We start from the raw sequence: 14,594 nt of genomic DNA, 5'->3' as shown, positions 1-14,594 counted from the left end.
CGCGGCCGGGGCCGCCGCTGCCGCCGCGGGGCGGGCGGGGCGGCCGCCCGGCACCAGGGTCAGCCCTTCCGGCTTCGCCGCGGTGACGGTGGGCTGGCCGACCGGCGCCGCCGCCTGGTCCGGCACCGCATCGATGCCCGTCGCCACGACGGAGACGCGGATGCGGCCGTTCATCGTCTCGTCGATGGAGGAGCCGAAGATGATGTTGGCGTCCTCGTCCACTTCCTTGCGGATGCGGTTGGCCGCCTCGTCCACCTCGAACAGCGTCAGGTCGTAGCCGCCGGTGATGCTGATGAGCACGCCCTTGGCGCCGCGCATGGAGGTGTCCTCCAGCAGCGGGTTGCTGATGGCGGCCTCGGCGGCCTTCACCGCGCGGTCCTCGCCCTCGGCCTCACCGGTGCCCATCATCGCCTTGCCCATCTCCGCCATGACGGTGCGGATATCGGCGAAGTCGAGATTCACCACGCCCGGATTGACCATCAGGTCGGTCACGCCCTTGACGCCCATGTAGAGGACGTTGTCGGCCATCTTGAACGCTTCCTGGAAGGTCGTGCGCTCATTGGCCAGGCGGAAGAGGTTCTGGTTCGGGATGACGATCAGGGTGTCGACGAAGCTCTGCAGCTCCTCCAGGCCGGCATCGCTGGCGCGGCGGCGCTTCGGGCCCTCGAAGTCGAAGGGCTTGGTGACGACGCCGACGGTGAGCACGCCGCGCTCCCGCGCCATGCGGGCGATGACGGGCGCCGCGCCGGTACCGGTGCCGCCGCCCATGCCGGCGGTCACGAACACCATGTGGCAGCCATCCAGATGCTTCGCCAGCTCCTCGGTCGCTTCCTCGGCCGCGGCGCGGCCGATCTCCGGCTTCGCGCCGGCGCCAAGCCCCTGCGTCAGGTGCGGGCCGAGCTGCACGCGGCGCTCCGCCTTGCTGTGCACCAGCGACTGCGCATCGGTGTTCGCCACCACGAACTCGACCCCGTCGAGGCCCATGGCGATCATGTTGTTGACCGCGTTGGTGCCACCGCCGCCGACGCCGATGACGGTGATGCGTGGGCTGAAATCGGTGTGCTGCGACACCGGCAGCGTCAGGTTGAGCGTCATCCGGAATTCCCCCTGTCAACCAAGCCTAACCGACCGTTTCGATTCGCGTATCCCGGCCCCCACCGGGAAAGGCGAGTCATCCACAGCTTCTTCACAACTGCGGGATGCGTCTCCGCCCCCCGCCGCACTCCTTCGTCCCACTCCGCGATCCGGGCCTTCCGGTGGTGCCCACCTTCGGCCCGCACGCGTCCTCTCCAGGGCGTCGCGCGATCCCCCTCGCGCTACGCCCTGTCCCGCAGCCAGTTCACCAGGCGGCGGAACAGCCCCGGGGCTTGGTCGGGCCCCGGCACGAGATCAAGCAAGGGCCTGCCCTCGCCGGCAGCCCAAGCCAGTAGGCCAAGCGGCGCAGCGAAGCCAGGGCCGGAGGCGGTCTCCGGCAGGCCGCGCACCGGATGCGGGCGGCCGAGCCGCACCTGCCGGTCGAGCACCCGCGCCGCCAGTTCGCGGACGCCGACAAGCTGGCTGGCGCCGCCGGTCAGCACCACGCGGCGCCCCATCTCCTGGCCCAGCCCGGCGGCTTCCAGCTTGTCCTTGATGAGCTCGAAGGTCTCCTCGATCCGCGGGCGGATGATGCCGACGACCATGGTGCGCGGCACCCGCGCGATCTGGTCCTCCGCCTCCCCCACCATCGGCACCGGCAGCCATTCCCGCTCATCCTCCGGCGCGCCGAGCACGCCGCCATGCAGCGTCTTCAGCCGCTCCGCATGGGCGAGCGGGGTCGAGAGCAGCCGCGCCAGGTCGTTCGTCACGTGCCAGCCGCCGATCGGGAGCTGGGCGGTGTGCAGCAGGTGGCCCTCGGCGAAGACCGCCATGCTGGTGGTGCCGCCGCCCATGTCGATGACCGTGGCGCCGAGCTGCTTCTCGTCCTCCACCAGCGTGGCGAGGCCGGCGGCGAAGGGGGCGGAGACCAGCTCCTCCACCTCCAGATCGCAGCGGGCGAGGCAGGCGCCGAGGTTGCGCAGCGAGGCCTGCGCCGCATCCACCATGTGCAGCCGGGCGGTGAGCTGCTCGCAGATCATGCCGCGCGGGTCTTCCACGCCCGGCGTCGCATCCACCGAGAAGCCGAGGGGGAAGCCATGCACCGTCTCCCGCCCCTCCTCCGCGCAGCGGCGGCGGCCTTCCTGCAGGATGGCGCGGAGATCGGCCTCGGTCGCGGCGCGGCCATGGATGGGCCACTGGATGTGCTGGTGCCGGCTTTCCGGCTGGCCGCAGGAGAGGTTGAGGATGGCGCCGCGCAGCTGGGTGTCCGCCATCACCTCCGCCTGGCCCACCGCGGCGCGGATGGCGCGCTCGGCGACTTCCAGATCGACGATGCTGCCGCCCTTGATGCCCTGCGCCCGCTGCCAGCCGAAGCCCAGCACCCGCGCCGCGCCGTCGCCCTCGATCCGGGCGATGAGGCAGACGATCTTGGTGCTGCCGAGGTCGATCACCCCGAAGACGCCGCTGCGGCCGCCGCGGCGCCTGGGCGGGGCGGGGACCGGCGGCTCGAAGGCCGGGGGGAGGCGGGCGATCTGGTTCATCCGCGGCCATTCCTTACCCGTTGCAGCGCCGGATCCGGGCCGGCGGGGGCCGCCGCCTGGGGCAGGCGCAGCACCAGCTTGTCCGGCAGACGCAGGTCGATCGCCACCAGCGGGCGGTCCAGCAGCGCCTGCTTCGCCTGCAGCTCCGCCAGCCGGAGGATGGCGGCCTCCTCCTGCCCCTCGGGCAGCAGCACTTCCGCCTTGTTGCGCAGCACGAGGTTCCATCGCCGTCCGGCGACGCGCACCAGCGCCTCCACCCGGTCGTTCACCTCGCGCTGGGTGCGCAGCAGGTCGATCATCGCCGCCGCGCCCTCATTGGCGCGCGGGCCGACCACCAGGGGGAGGGGGCCGAAGGCGCCGAGGCTGGCGCTCTCCACCACCTTTCCCTCGCGGTCGATGATGGAGAAGTGCCGGTCCTGCTGCCAGATCGCGAAGGGGTTCCGCTCGTCCAGCTTCACCCGGATGGTGCCGTTCAGCAGGCGCTGCACATGCGCGGTGCGGACCCAGGGGATCATCTCCAGCCGCTCCCGCGCCGCCTGCGGGTCGAAGGCGAGGATCGGGTCGCCGCGGCGGACCGAGAGGGCCTCCCGCACCAGCTCATGCGGCGTGTTGCGGCTGCCTTCCAGCACCACCTCCTGCACCTTCAGCCCGGCGCTGGCGCCGATGTCCGCGGTGCTGTCCCAGAGGGCGGCGAGGCGGCCATAGGGGTCGGCCGCCATCACCGCCAGGACGGTGGCGAGGAGCGCGCCGGCGCCGAGCAGGCCGAGCCCCGCCGGCCGCGCCAGGCCGCGGCGGCGGCGCAGCCAGAGGCGGAGGCGGGAGGGGCGGGCGGGCGGCTTGCTGGTGACCGCGCCCCGCGCCCGGCGGGCGGGCTCACGGGCGTCGCGCCGCAGGCGCGCGGGACTACGGTCCATGGCGGGCATTCTCTACCATCCAGGCGCAGAGCGCGGGGAAGGGCATGCCGGTGAAGGCGGCCTGTTCCGGCAGCAGGGAGGTGGGCGTCAGGCCGGGCTGGGTGTTCAGCTCCAGTAGCACCAGCCGGCCCGGCTCGCCCTCCGTGTCGTCATAGCGGAAATCGGCCCGCGTCGCGCCGCGGCAGCCCAGCGCCTTGTGCGCCGCCACGGCAACCTCCAGCGCCTGCTGATAGGCCCTGGGGTGGATGCCGGCCGGCAGGACGTGGCGGGAGCCGCCTTCCGCATATTTCGAGGAATAGTCGTAGAAGGCGCCGGCATCGGCCAGGATGTCGGTCACGGCCAGCGCCCGGTCCTCCAGCACGCCCACGGTCAGCTCGCGGCCGGGGATGTATTCCTCGACCATCGCCTCCGCGCCGAAGCGCCAGGAGCGGGCGATCTCGGTGCGGCGGTTGTCGCCGGTGCGGAGGATGTGGACGCCGACGGAGGAGCCCTCGCTCACCGGCTTCACCACATAGGGGCGGGACATCGGGTCGGACTCGGCGAGTTCCTCCACCGTCACCAGCCGGTGCGGCAGCACGGGCAGTCCGGCGGCGCGGAAGGCGGTCTTCGCCGCGATCTTGTCCATGGCGAGCGACGAGGCGCGCAGGCCGGAATGGGTGTAGGGCAGGCCCATCCATTCCAGCACGCCCTGGATGCAGCCATCCTCGCCATAGCGGCCATGCAGGGCGTTGAAGACGGCATCGGGCTTCGCCGCCTCCAGCGCCGCCACCAGCTTGCCGAGGTCGCGCGTCGCCTCGATGGGCGTCACGGCGAAGCCGGCCTCGCGCAGCGCGGCGACGCATTGCTGGCCGGAGGCAAGGCTCACCTCGCGCTCCGAAGAGATGCCGCCATAGAGGACCGCGACGCGCGTCATGCCTTGTCTCCATCCGCCACCGGCGCGGCAGCGTCAACGGCGGTGCCGATTCGCCTGATTTCCCACTCCAGCGCGACGCCGCTGGCGGCCAGCACCCGCGCCCGGACTTCCTCGCCCAGCGCTTCCAGCTCCGCCGCCCTGGCCTGGCCGGTGTTGAGGAGGAAGTTGCAATGCTTCCCGCTGACCTGGGCGCCGCCCAGCGCCAGGCCGCGGCAGCCGGCGGCATCGATCAGCTCCCAGGCCTTCGCGCCCGGCGGGTTCTTGAAGGTGGAGCCGCCGGTGCGGGCGCGAACCGGCTGGGTCGCCTCCCGCGCGGCGCGGATCTCGGCCATGCGGGCGGCGATGGCGGCCGCCTCGCCAGGGGCGGCGCGGAAGCGGGCGCGCACCACCACGCCGCGCGGCGGCAGGGCGGCGTGGCGATAGGCGAAGGCGAAGGCCGCGGCCGGCAGGCGCTGCACGCCGGCAGCGGTCGCCACCTCGGCCCAGTCCAGCACGTCCTTCACCTCGGTGCCGTAGGCGCCGGCATTCATGGCGACGGCGCCGCCGATGCTGCCCGGGATGCCGGAGAGGAATTCGAGGCCGGCGAGCCCCGCCTGGGCGGCGTGCTGCGCGACGACGGCATCCAGCGCGGCGGCACCGGCGACGATCCCGTCCGGCTCCACCTGCACCGCACCGAAGGCGCCGCCGAGGCGCAGCACCACGCCCGGCAGCCCGCCATCGCGGATGATGAGGTTGGAGGCGGCACCGAGCACGGTGAGCGGCGTCTCCGCCGGCAGGCCGGCGAGCAGCGTCACCAGATCCTCGGCATCGGCCGGCCGCACCAGCCATTCCGCCGGGCCGCCGACGCGGAACCAGGTGACGGGCGCGAGCGGCGCCCCGGCCTGGATCCGGCCGCGCAGCGCGGGGATGGCGCCCTGCTTCATGCGCGCGCTCATGGCCGCCTCAGGGGCAGCACGGCGGCGGTGCGGGCGGCCGGCTGCAGCGCGAGCAGCTGCTCCGGCAGGGCATGCGCCCAGCTGGTGATGCTGCCGGCGCCGAGGCAGACCACGTAGTCGCCCGGCTTGGCGATGGCGTTGAGCATCTCGGCGAGGCTCTCCGGCCCCGGCAGCGGCACCACGCTGCGATGACCGCGGGCGCGGAGCCCTTCCACCAGCGCATCCTTGTCCATGCCTTCAATCGGCGCCTCGCCCGCGGCATAGACATCCGCGACGATGACCGTCCCCGCATCGTTCATGCAGGTGCAGAAATCCTCGAAGAGGGTGGCGAGGCGGGAATAGCGGTGCGGCTGCACCACGGCGATGACGTCCCGCGCGCCCGCCTGCCGCGCCGCCTTCAGCACGGCGGCGATCTCCACCGGGTGGTGGCCGTAATCGTCGATGATGGTGACGCCATTCGCCTCCCCCACCCGGGTGAAGCGGCGCTTCACGCCCTTGAAGCCGGCCAGGGCGCTGCGGATGGTCTCCTCGTCGATCCCCATCTCCACGCCGATGGCGATGGCGGCCAGGGCGTTCTGGACATTGTGCTGGCCGAGCATCGGCAGGCGGAAGGGCATCATGGTCCGGGCGCGGCCGGTGGCGCGGTCCTGCACCGTGACGTGGAAGGTGGCGCCCTTGCGGTCGGTCAGCAGCTTCTCCGCCCGCACATCGGCCTGGGGGGAGAAGCCATAGGTGACGATGCGGCGGTCGAGCTTCGGGATCATCGCCTGGACCTCGGGATGATCGAGGCACAGCACGGCGAAGCCGTAGAACGGGATGTTGCTGACGAACTGGGCGTAGCCCTCCTTCATCGCCTCCGCCGTGCCCCAATGGTCCAGGTGCTCCGGGTCCATGTTCGTCACGACGGTGACGACGGAGGGGAGGCGGAGGAAGGAGCCGTCGCTCTCATCCGCCTCCACCACCATCCATTCGCCCGCGCCGAGGCGGGTATTGGTGCCATAGGCGTTGATGATGCCGCCATTGATGACGGTGGGGTCGATCTTCGCCGCTTCCAGCACGCAGGCGACGAGGCTGGTGGTGGTGGTCTTGCCATGGGTGCCGCCGACCGCGACGGACCATTTCAGCCGCATCAGCTCGGCCAGCATCTCGGCCCGGCGCACCACGGGAATCAGCCGCTGGCGGGCGGCGGCGACCTCGGGGTTGTCCTTGCGGACGGCGGTGGAGACGACGACGACCTGGGCCTCCGCCAGGTTCGCCGCGTCATGGCCGATGGCGACGGGGATGCCGGCCTCCCGCAGCCGGGCGACGTTGTAGCCCTCCGCGATGTCGCTGCCCTGCACCTGGTAGCCGAGATTGTGCAGCACCTCGGCAATGCCGGACATGCCGATGCCGCCGATGCCGACGAAATGGATGGGGCCGATGGAGAGCGGCAGGGCACGCATTCAGAGGGCTTCCTGTTCGGTCCGGGCGCGGACCAGGGAAAGGACGAGGTCGGCAAGGCTGCGCGCCGCGTCCGGCTGGGCGAGCCGGGCGGCGGAGGCGGCGGCGCGGGCCAGGGCGCGCGGGTCGGCGAGCTGCACGGCGAGTTCGGTGCCGAGCCGCTCAGCGGTGAAATCCGCCTGGCGCACCACCGTGGCGGCGCCGGCCTGCTCCAGCAGCCGGGCATTGGCCTGCTGGTGGTCGTCGATCGCATGCGGCAGCGGCACCAGGATGGCGGGGCGGCCGGCGCAGGCGAGCTCCGCCACCGTGCCGGCGCCGGCTCGGGCGATGACCAGATGCGCCATCTCCAGGCGCCCGGCGACATCGGGGAAGAAGGGGGAGAGGTCGGCGGGGATGCCGGCCGCCGCGTAGGCCTCCCGCACCCGGCCGAGATCCTCCGGCCGGCATTGCTGGGCAACCACCAGGCGCTGGCGCAGCGTCTCCGGCAGGGCGGCGATGGCGGGCGGCACCACATCGGCGAAGACCCGGGCGCCGAGCGAGCCGCCGAGGACGAGCAGGCGGATCGCCCCCTCCGGCACCGGATAGGCGCTGCCGGCCAGCGCGGCGAGGGCGGGGCGGACCGGGTTGCCCACTACCGTCACCCGCGCGCCCGCCGGCACGAGCCGGGTGGCGGCAAAGGAGAGGGCGAGGGCATCCGCCCGGCGGCCGAGCAGCCGGTTGGCGCGGCCGAGCACGGCGTTCTGCTCGTGCAGCACCGTCACCGGTCGGCGCCCCACCATGCCGAGGGCGGCGAGCAGGGGCGGGACGGAGGGGTAGCCGCCGAAGCCGACCACCGCCGCGGCGCCCAGCCGGCGCAGCAGGCGCCGCGCCTGCCAGGTGCCGGCGGCCAGCGCCACCGCGCCGCGCGCCGCGCGCAGCACGCCGCGGCCGGACAGCCCCTCGCCCTGCAGCACGAAGCGTTCCGCATTGGCGAAGGCCGGGCTGGCGAAGGCGGTGGAGCGGGCATCGGTCATCAGTGCGATGCGCTCGCCGCGCGCCACCAGCTCGGCCGCCAGCGCCTCGGCGGGGAAGAGGTGTCCGCCGGTGCCGCCGGCCGCAATGACGATGGGGCGCACCGCGGGGCCGCGCATCATGCGGCCCCCCGGATCCGGGCGGGGCGGGTCACAGCGCCTCCTCCGCCCGGCTGCCGCGCTTCTTGGTCAGCGCCAGCAGCATGCCCATGCCGAGGGCGATGGCCAGCACCGAGGATCCGCCATAGGAGACGAAGGGCAGGGTCATCCCCTTGGTCGGGATCAGGTGCAGGGTGGAAGCCATGTTGACGAAGGCCTGCAGCCCGAACTGCGCCAGCAGCCCGGTGGCGGCCAGCACCACGAAGAGGTCGGCCTCCGCCAGCAGCCGGATCAGCCCGCGCACCACGACGAAGGCAAACAGCAGCAGGATGACGGCGCAGACGACGAGGCCGAACTCCTCTCCCGCCACGGCGAACACGAAATCGGCATGGGCGTCCGGCAGCAGGTTCTTCACCCGCCCCTCGCCGGGGCCGCGGCCGAACAGCCCGCCATTGCCGAAGGCCTCCATCGCCTTGGTGATCTGGAAGGTGTCGCCCGAGGAGGGGTCGAGGAAGCGGTCCACCCGGCTGCGCACATGCGGCAGGATGAAATAGGCGGCGATGGCGAGGCCGATGCCCCCCGCCCCCAGCACGGCGACGAAGACGAGGTTCAGCCCGGCGACGAAGGCCTGGGCGAGGAAGACCGAGACCACCACCATCAGCATGCCGAAATCCGGCTGCGACTTCAGGATGACGGCGGTGACGCCGAGCAGGCCGAGCGCGGCGAGCGGCCAGAGCACCCGGCCGTGCAGCAGGCCGAGGCCCCGCTGCGGCTCCGCCGCGCGCTGCGCCGCCGCCCAATTCCCCTCCGCCAGGAACCAGGCGGAGACCACGGCGAGGCAGGGCTTGAGGAATTCCGAGGGCTGCATGGTGCCGAGTAGCGGGAAGGCCAGCCAGCGCCGCGCCCCCTTGGTCTCGAAGCCGATGACGAGGGTGGCCGCCGTCAGCACCAGCGCGCCGAGGCAGCCGAGCAGGGCGAGGCGCCTGATGTCGCGCGGCGAGAGCAGGGAGACGGAGACCATCAGCGCCGCCGCCAGGCCGAGGAAAACCACCTGCTTCAGGAAGAGCAGGGTGCGGGAGGCCTCGCCGATGACGCGCTCGGCGACCGCCGGGCTCGCCGCCAGCATCATGACGTAGCCGAAGCCGATCAGCGCCAGCAGGGCGGCGAGGGTCCAGCGATCGACCGTCCACCACCAGCGGCCGAGGACGGAATTGTCGGCGCGGCTGACCATCAGGCGGCCCTTTCCTGGCCGAGGGCGGCGACCAGGGCGCGGAAGGCGTCGCCGCGCTGGTCGTAGCCGGTGAACTGGTCCCAGCTTGCGCAGGCCGGGGAGAGCAGCACCACGGGGGCGGCGCCGGCGAAGGCGGCGGCGGCGGCCGCGCGTGTCGCCTCGGCCAGCGTGCCGGGGATGCTGTGCTTCACTCCATGGGCGGCGAGGGTCTGCGCCAGGAGCGGCGCGTCGCGGCCGATCAGGAAGGCCTCGGCGATGCGGGGGAAGAGGGGGACGAGGCTTTCGATCCCGCCCTCCTTCGCCGTGCCGCCGGCGATCCAGACCACGCGGTCGTAGCTCGCCAGCGCCTTCTCGGTGCTGTCGGCATTGGTGGCCTTGCTGTCGTTGACGAAGGTCACGCCGCGATGGGTGCCGACCCGCTCCTGCCGGTGCGGCAGGCCAGGATAGAGGCGGAGGGTCTCCGCCAGCGCGGCGCGGGGCAGGCCGAGGAACAGCGCCATGGCGCTGGCCGCCGCGGCGTTCTGGGCGTTGTGGGCGCCGGGCAGGGCGGGTGCCTCGCGCAGGTCGAGGATCGGGCCGGCATCGTCGCGCAGCACCAGCTCCTCCGCCCAGACGCCGCCGGGCTGCTTCGTGGTGCCGGAGATGGGGATGCGCCGCGCCGGGGTGGCCATGGCGGCGCCCCAGGGATCGTCCATGCCGATCACCGCCGCATCCCCGGCCTCCTGGCAGGCGAAGATGCGCGCCTTGGCCGCGGCATAGCCTGTCATGTCGCCATGGCGGTCCAGATGGTCGGGCGTCAGGTTCAGCATGGCGGCGATGTTGAAGCGCGTCCCGTGGAGTCGCTCCAGGCTGTAGGAGGACATTTCCAGCACGTAGAGTCCCGTATCCCCCAGCAGGTCGAGGGAGAGGGCGGCGGGGCCGAGATTGCCCCCGGCCAGGGCCGGCATTCCGCCGCGCGCCAGCAGGTGGTGCAGCAGCGCGGTGGTGGTGGATTTGCCATTGGTGCCGGTGATGCCGGCGAAGCGCGCGGCGCTGCCCGAGGCCCGCACCGCGCGGAACAGATAGTCCACGTCGCAGAGGATGGGCTTGCCCGCCGCGCGCGCCGCCGCGGCCGCCGGGTGCGGCTTCGGCAGGCGGTGCGGAATGCCCGGGGAGAGCAGCAGCGCATCCCAGCGGAAAGCGCCCTCTGCCGGGTTGGCGAGCGGCAGGCCCTCCGCCGCGGCCGCCGCCCGCGCCGCTTCGCCATCGTCCCAGGCAGTGACCTCAGCCCCCCAGTCGCGCAGCCGCCGCGCCGCGGGCAGCCCGGCCTTGCCGAGCCCGACCAGGGCGATGCGCTCTCCGGCGAAGGGACGAAACTTGCTCATCGGATCTTCAGCGTGCTGAGGCCGACCAGGGCGAGCACCATGGCAATGATCCAGAAGCGGATCACGATGGTGGCCTCTGCCCAGCCCTTCTTCTCGAAATGGTGGTGCAGCGGCGCCATCAGGAAGACGCGCCGCCCGGTGCGCTTGTACCAGAAGACCTGGATGATGACGCTGACAGTCTCGACGACGAAAAGGCCGCCGACGATCGCCAGCACGATCTCATGCTTCGTCGCCACCGCGACGGCGCCGAGCGCCCCGCCGAGGGAGAGGGAGCCGGTATCGCCCATGAAGACCGCGGCGGGCGGGGCATTGAACCAGAGGAAGCCGAGCCCCGCGCCGATCAGCGCGGCGCAGAACACCGCCAGCTCGTTGGCCCCCGGCACGGCGATGATCTGCAGGTAATCCGCCAGCACCCGGTTGCCGACGAGATAGGCGATGAGGGCGAAGACCCCGGCCGCGATCATCGCCGGGACGATGGCGAGGCCATCCAGCCCGTCCGTCAGGTTCACCGCGTTGGAGGCGCCCATCATCACCAGCATGCCGACCAGCGGGAAAAACAGGCCGAGCGGGATCAGCGCCCCCTTGAAGACCGGCAGGGCGAGGGCCGTGGCGATCGGGGCCGGTTGCACCCACATGATCCAGAGGGCGCCGATCAGGCCGATGCCGCCCTGCGCCAGCAGCTTCATCCGGCCGGAGACGCCCTTGGTGTTGCGCTTCGTCACCTTCAGCCAGTCATCGGCGAAGCCCAGCAGCCCGTAGCCCACCGTCACCAGCAGCGTCGCCCAGACCAGGCCGTTGCGCAGATCGGCCCAGAGCAGCGTGGCCAGCACCATGGCCAGCAGGATCAGCAGCCCGCCCATGGTGGGCGTGCCCTTCTTGGTGATGAGGTGGCTCTGCGGCCCATCCACCCGGATCGGCTGGCCGCCGCGCTGGAAGCCGCGCAGCCAGCGGATCACGGCAGGGCCGAGGGCGAGGGAGAAGACCAGCGCCGTCAGGCAGGCTGCGCCCGCCCGGAAGGTGGTGTAGCGCACCAGGTTGAAGAGGGCGAAATCCTCGGCGAAGGGGGCGAAGAGGTTGAAGATCACTTCGCGTCTCCCGTCAGCGCCTGGACCACCAGCGCCATGCGGCTGCCGAGCGAACCTTTGACCAGAACGACATCTCCCGGTTGGAGGGCGGATTTGACCAGCGGGGCGAGGCTGGCGGAATCGGGCGCATGGGCGCCGCGCTTCGCCGCCGGCAGGGCGGCCAGCAGATGCGCCATCTCCGGCCCGCAGGCGAAGACGAGGTCGGCGGCGCCGGCCTCCTCGGCCAGGCCGCGATGCAGCGCGGCGGAATGCTCGCCCAGCTCCCGCATGTCCCCGAGCACGGCGATGCGGCGGGTGGCGGGGCGGAGGCCGAGATTGCGCAGCGCGGCGCGCATGGCCGGGGGCTGGCCGTTGTAGCTGTCATCCACCAGCAGGGCGGTGCCGCCGCCGGGAAGCGCAACGACCCGGTCCGCGCCACGGCCGGCGCCGGGGGCATAGGCCGAGAGGGCAGGGGCGGCCCGGGCGGGGTCCTCGCCCAGCGCCGCCACCACGGCCAGGGCGCAGGTGGCGTTCTCCGCATGCTGCAGCCCGATGGCCGGCATGGCGATGGCGATCTCCCGCCCCTCCACCGCGATGCGGGCGGTGGTGCCGGCGGCGCTGGTCGTGGCCTCCAGCAGCCGGACCCCGGCCGATGCGTCGCGGCCGAAGGAGAGGATGCGGGCGGCGCCGGCGGCCTGCGCGATCTCGGCAAGCCGGGGAAAGAAGGCATTGTCGCGCGGCAGCACGGCGACGCCGCCGGGCTCGAGGCCCAGGGCAATGCTGCCCTTCTCCTCGGCGATCGCCGCCATGCCGCCCATATGGCCGATATGCGCCTCCGCGACATTGGTGATGGCGGCGACATGCGGCCGGGCCAGCCGGGTGAGGGGGGCGATCTCCCCCGGATTGTTCATGCCGATCTCGATCACGGCGAAGCGGGCCCCGGCGGGGAGGCGCGCCAGGGTGAGCGGCACGCCCCAATGGTTGTTGTAGGAGGCCTGGGCGGCATGGGTGGGACCCAGCGCGCCCAGCAGATGCCGCAGCATCTCCTTGGTGCCGGTCTTGCCGACGCTGCCGGTGACGGCGGCGACGCGGCCCGCGCAGCGGGCGCGCCCGGCCGCCCCCAGGGCGGTGAGGCCCTGGAGCGTTTCCATCACGAAAAGCAGCGGTGCCTCCGGGCCAAGGCCAGGGGGGGCGTGGTCTACCATGGCCGCCGCCGCCCCGCGCGCCAGGGCCTGCGCGACGAAATCATGCCCGTCCCGCGCATCGCGCAGGGCGATGAAGAGGTCGCCGGGGGCGAGGGTGCGGGTGTCGATGGAGATGCCCGTCACTGCCACCTCGGCGGTCAGGCGGCCGCCCGTCGCGGCGCGGAGCTCGGCGGCGGTCCAGAGGCTCATGCGCCGCCTCCGGCCAGGTCGCGCAGCACCGCCGCGTCGTCGAAGGGCGTGGTCACGCCGGCGATGGTCTGGCCGCTCTCATGCCCCTTGCCGGCCACGGCCAGCACATCCCCGGGGCCGAGGGCGCCGAGCGCCCGGGCGATGGCGCCGCGCCGCTCCCCGGCATCGATGCCGCCGGGGCAGCCGGCCAGCACCGCGGCGCGGATGGCCGCCGGATCCTCGGAGCGGGGGTTGTCGTCGGTCACCCAGCAGATGTCGGCGGCCGCGGCGCAGGCGGCGCCCATCAGCGGGCGCTTGCCCGGGTCGCGGTCGCCGCCGGCGCCGAACACCACATGCAGCTTCCCGCCCGGCGCCACATGCGGGCGGAGCGCGGCCAGCAGCCGGGCGAGGGCATCCGGCGTATGGGCGTAATCGACATAGGCGGCAGCGCCGTTCGGCAGGCGCGCGGCAAGCTCCATCCGGCCGCGCACCCCGGCGAGGCGGGGCAGCAGGAAGGGCAGCCGCGCGGCCTCCAGCCCGGTGGCGACGGCCAGCGCCGCGGCGAGCAGGACGTTGTCCGCCTGGAAGCGTCCGGGCAGGGCCAGCTCCACCGATTCGCGGCGCCCGAAGAGGTCGAGTTCCAGCGCCTGGCCGGCAGGCAGCGGGCGATGCGCCAGCAGGCGGATCGCCTCCCCCGCCTCGCCCACCGTCAGCAGGTCCGGCCGGGCGGCGCGGAGGGCGGACAGCGTTTCGGCCTCCATGTCCGCATTCGCCACGGCCGGCGCGCCGGGCGGCAGCAGGGTGGCAAAGAGCCGCAGCTTGGCCTCCCGGTAAGCGGCGAGCGTGCCGTGATAGTCCAGATGGTCGCGCGTCAGGTTGGTGAAGCCCGCTGCGGCCAGCTTCACCCCGTCCAGCCGCCGCTGCTCGATGCCGTGGGAGGAGGCCTCCATTGCCGCCCGGCTGATCCCGGCCCGGGCCAGGGCGGCCAAGGTGGCATGCAGCGAGACGGGATCCGGCGTGGTGAGGGAAGGGCCGGGCGGGAAGCCTTCCGCCACCAGCCCGAGCGTGCCGAGCGAGGCCGCCCTCTCTCCGGCCAGCGCCCAGAGCTGACGGAGGAAATCCACCGTGCTGGTCTTGCCGTTGGTGCCCGTCACCGCGACGACCCAATCCGGCTGCGCGCCATGGAAGGCGGCGGCCAGCAGGGCCAGCACCCGGCGCGGATCGGCATCGGTGATGAACGGCCGGGCCGGGACGCCCTGCGGCCAGGCCGTGCCTGCGGGCGCCAGCACGGCGGCGGCGCCGCGCGCCACCGCCTCGGCGATGTAGGCGCGGCCATCCGCCTTCGCCCCCGGCAGGGCGGCGAAGAGGAAGCCCGGCCGCACCGCCCTGCTGTCCGCCGTCAGCCCCGCGAGCGGCGGCGCCTCGCCCGGCGGCGTCTCCAGCCCGATACGGGGCATAAGCTCATTGAGCCGCAAGGCCGGCCTCCAGCGGAGGCATGGCAACGAGGCGAAGATCCGGCCGGGCGGCCGGTGCCTCCGTCCGGCGCAGCGGCGGCTGGTGGCCGCCGGCCGGGCCGGGGGGCTGGATGACCGGGCCGGGCGGCAGCGCCGCCGGGGCATTGCCGCCGCGCGGCGCC

At 73.3% G+C, this 14,594-nt stretch carries 12 protein-coding genes; all 12 read right to left on the bottom strand.

Annotation, left to right across the window (positions count from 1 at the left end; translation table 11 throughout):
• Positions 1-1,095 (bottom strand): cell division protein FtsZ (ftsZ, locus tag NJ376_RS26700; RefSeq protein ID WP_252956407.1); only part of this gene is annotated, 1,095 nt, incomplete at its 3' end.
• 221 nt (positions 1,096-1,316) lie between these two features.
• A complete protein-coding gene (ftsA, locus tag NJ376_RS26695; RefSeq protein ID WP_252956406.1) occupies positions 1,317-2,615 on the bottom strand; it encodes a cell division protein FtsA in 1,299 nt (432 codons plus the stop codon).
• Positions 2,612-3,529: a cell division protein FtsQ/DivIB gene (locus NJ376_RS26690; RefSeq protein WP_252956405.1), complete on the bottom strand. Its 918-nt coding sequence runs from the start codon at positions 3,527-3,529 to the stop codon at positions 2,612-2,614. The genes ftsA and NJ376_RS26690 overlap by 4 nt, the downstream gene beginning before the upstream one ends.
• On the bottom strand, positions 3,519-4,442 hold the full coding sequence (locus NJ376_RS26685; protein ID WP_252956404.1) for a D-alanine--D-alanine ligase: 924 nt from the start codon (positions 4,440-4,442) through the stop codon (positions 3,519-3,521). The genes NJ376_RS26690 and NJ376_RS26685 overlap by 11 nt, the downstream gene beginning before the upstream one ends.
• Entirely contained in the window at positions 4,439-5,377 is a 939-nt protein-coding gene (gene murB / locus NJ376_RS26680) for a UDP-N-acetylmuramate dehydrogenase (RefSeq protein WP_252956403.1), read from the bottom strand. The genes NJ376_RS26685 and murB overlap by 4 nt, the downstream gene beginning before the upstream one ends.
• Positions 5,374-6,819 carry a UDP-N-acetylmuramate--L-alanine ligase gene (gene murC, locus NJ376_RS26675; RefSeq protein ID WP_252956402.1) on the bottom strand — a complete coding sequence of 482 codons (1,446 nt, stop codon included), beginning with the start codon at positions 6,817-6,819 and terminating at the stop codon, positions 5,374-5,376. The genes murB and murC overlap by 4 nt, the downstream gene beginning before the upstream one ends.
• Entirely contained in the window at positions 6,820-7,950 is a 1,131-nt protein-coding gene (gene murG / locus NJ376_RS26670; RefSeq protein ID WP_252956401.1) for an undecaprenyldiphospho-muramoylpentapeptide beta-N-acetylglucosaminyltransferase, read from the bottom strand.
• 28 nt (positions 7,951-7,978) lie between these two features.
• Entirely contained in the window at positions 7,979-9,157 is a 1,179-nt protein-coding gene (locus NJ376_RS26665; protein ID WP_252956400.1) for an FtsW/RodA/SpoVE family cell cycle protein, read from the bottom strand.
• A complete protein-coding gene (murD, locus tag NJ376_RS26660) occupies positions 9,157-10,521 on the bottom strand; it encodes a UDP-N-acetylmuramoyl-L-alanine--D-glutamate ligase (protein ID WP_252956399.1) in 1,365 nt (454 codons plus the stop codon). Before murD ends, NJ376_RS26665 begins: the two co-directional genes overlap by 1 nt.
• Entirely contained in the window at positions 10,518-11,606 is a 1,089-nt protein-coding gene (gene mraY, locus NJ376_RS26655; RefSeq protein ID WP_252956398.1) for a phospho-N-acetylmuramoyl-pentapeptide-transferase, read from the bottom strand. Before mraY ends, murD begins: the two co-directional genes overlap by 4 nt.
• Positions 11,603-12,979 (bottom strand): UDP-N-acetylmuramoyl-tripeptide--D-alanyl-D-alanine ligase, encoded by a 1,377-nt coding sequence (locus tag NJ376_RS26650; protein WP_252956397.1) that lies wholly within the window; start codon positions 12,977-12,979, stop codon positions 11,603-11,605. Before NJ376_RS26650 ends, mraY begins: the two co-directional genes overlap by 4 nt.
• Positions 12,976-14,415: a UDP-N-acetylmuramoyl-L-alanyl-D-glutamate--2,6-diaminopimelate ligase gene (locus tag NJ376_RS26645; RefSeq protein ID WP_252956396.1), complete on the bottom strand. Its 1,440-nt coding sequence runs from the start codon at positions 14,413-14,415 to the stop codon at positions 12,976-12,978. Before NJ376_RS26645 ends, NJ376_RS26650 begins: the two co-directional genes overlap by 4 nt.
• Positions 14,416-14,594 lie beyond the last annotated feature (179 nt).

This window comes from Siccirubricoccus soli (genome assembly GCF_024178315.1).
GTDB classification, from domain to species: domain Bacteria; phylum Pseudomonadota; class Alphaproteobacteria; order Acetobacterales; family Acetobacteraceae; genus Siccirubricoccus; species Siccirubricoccus soli.
This window is presented reverse-complemented; position numbering and strand designations above follow the sequence as displayed.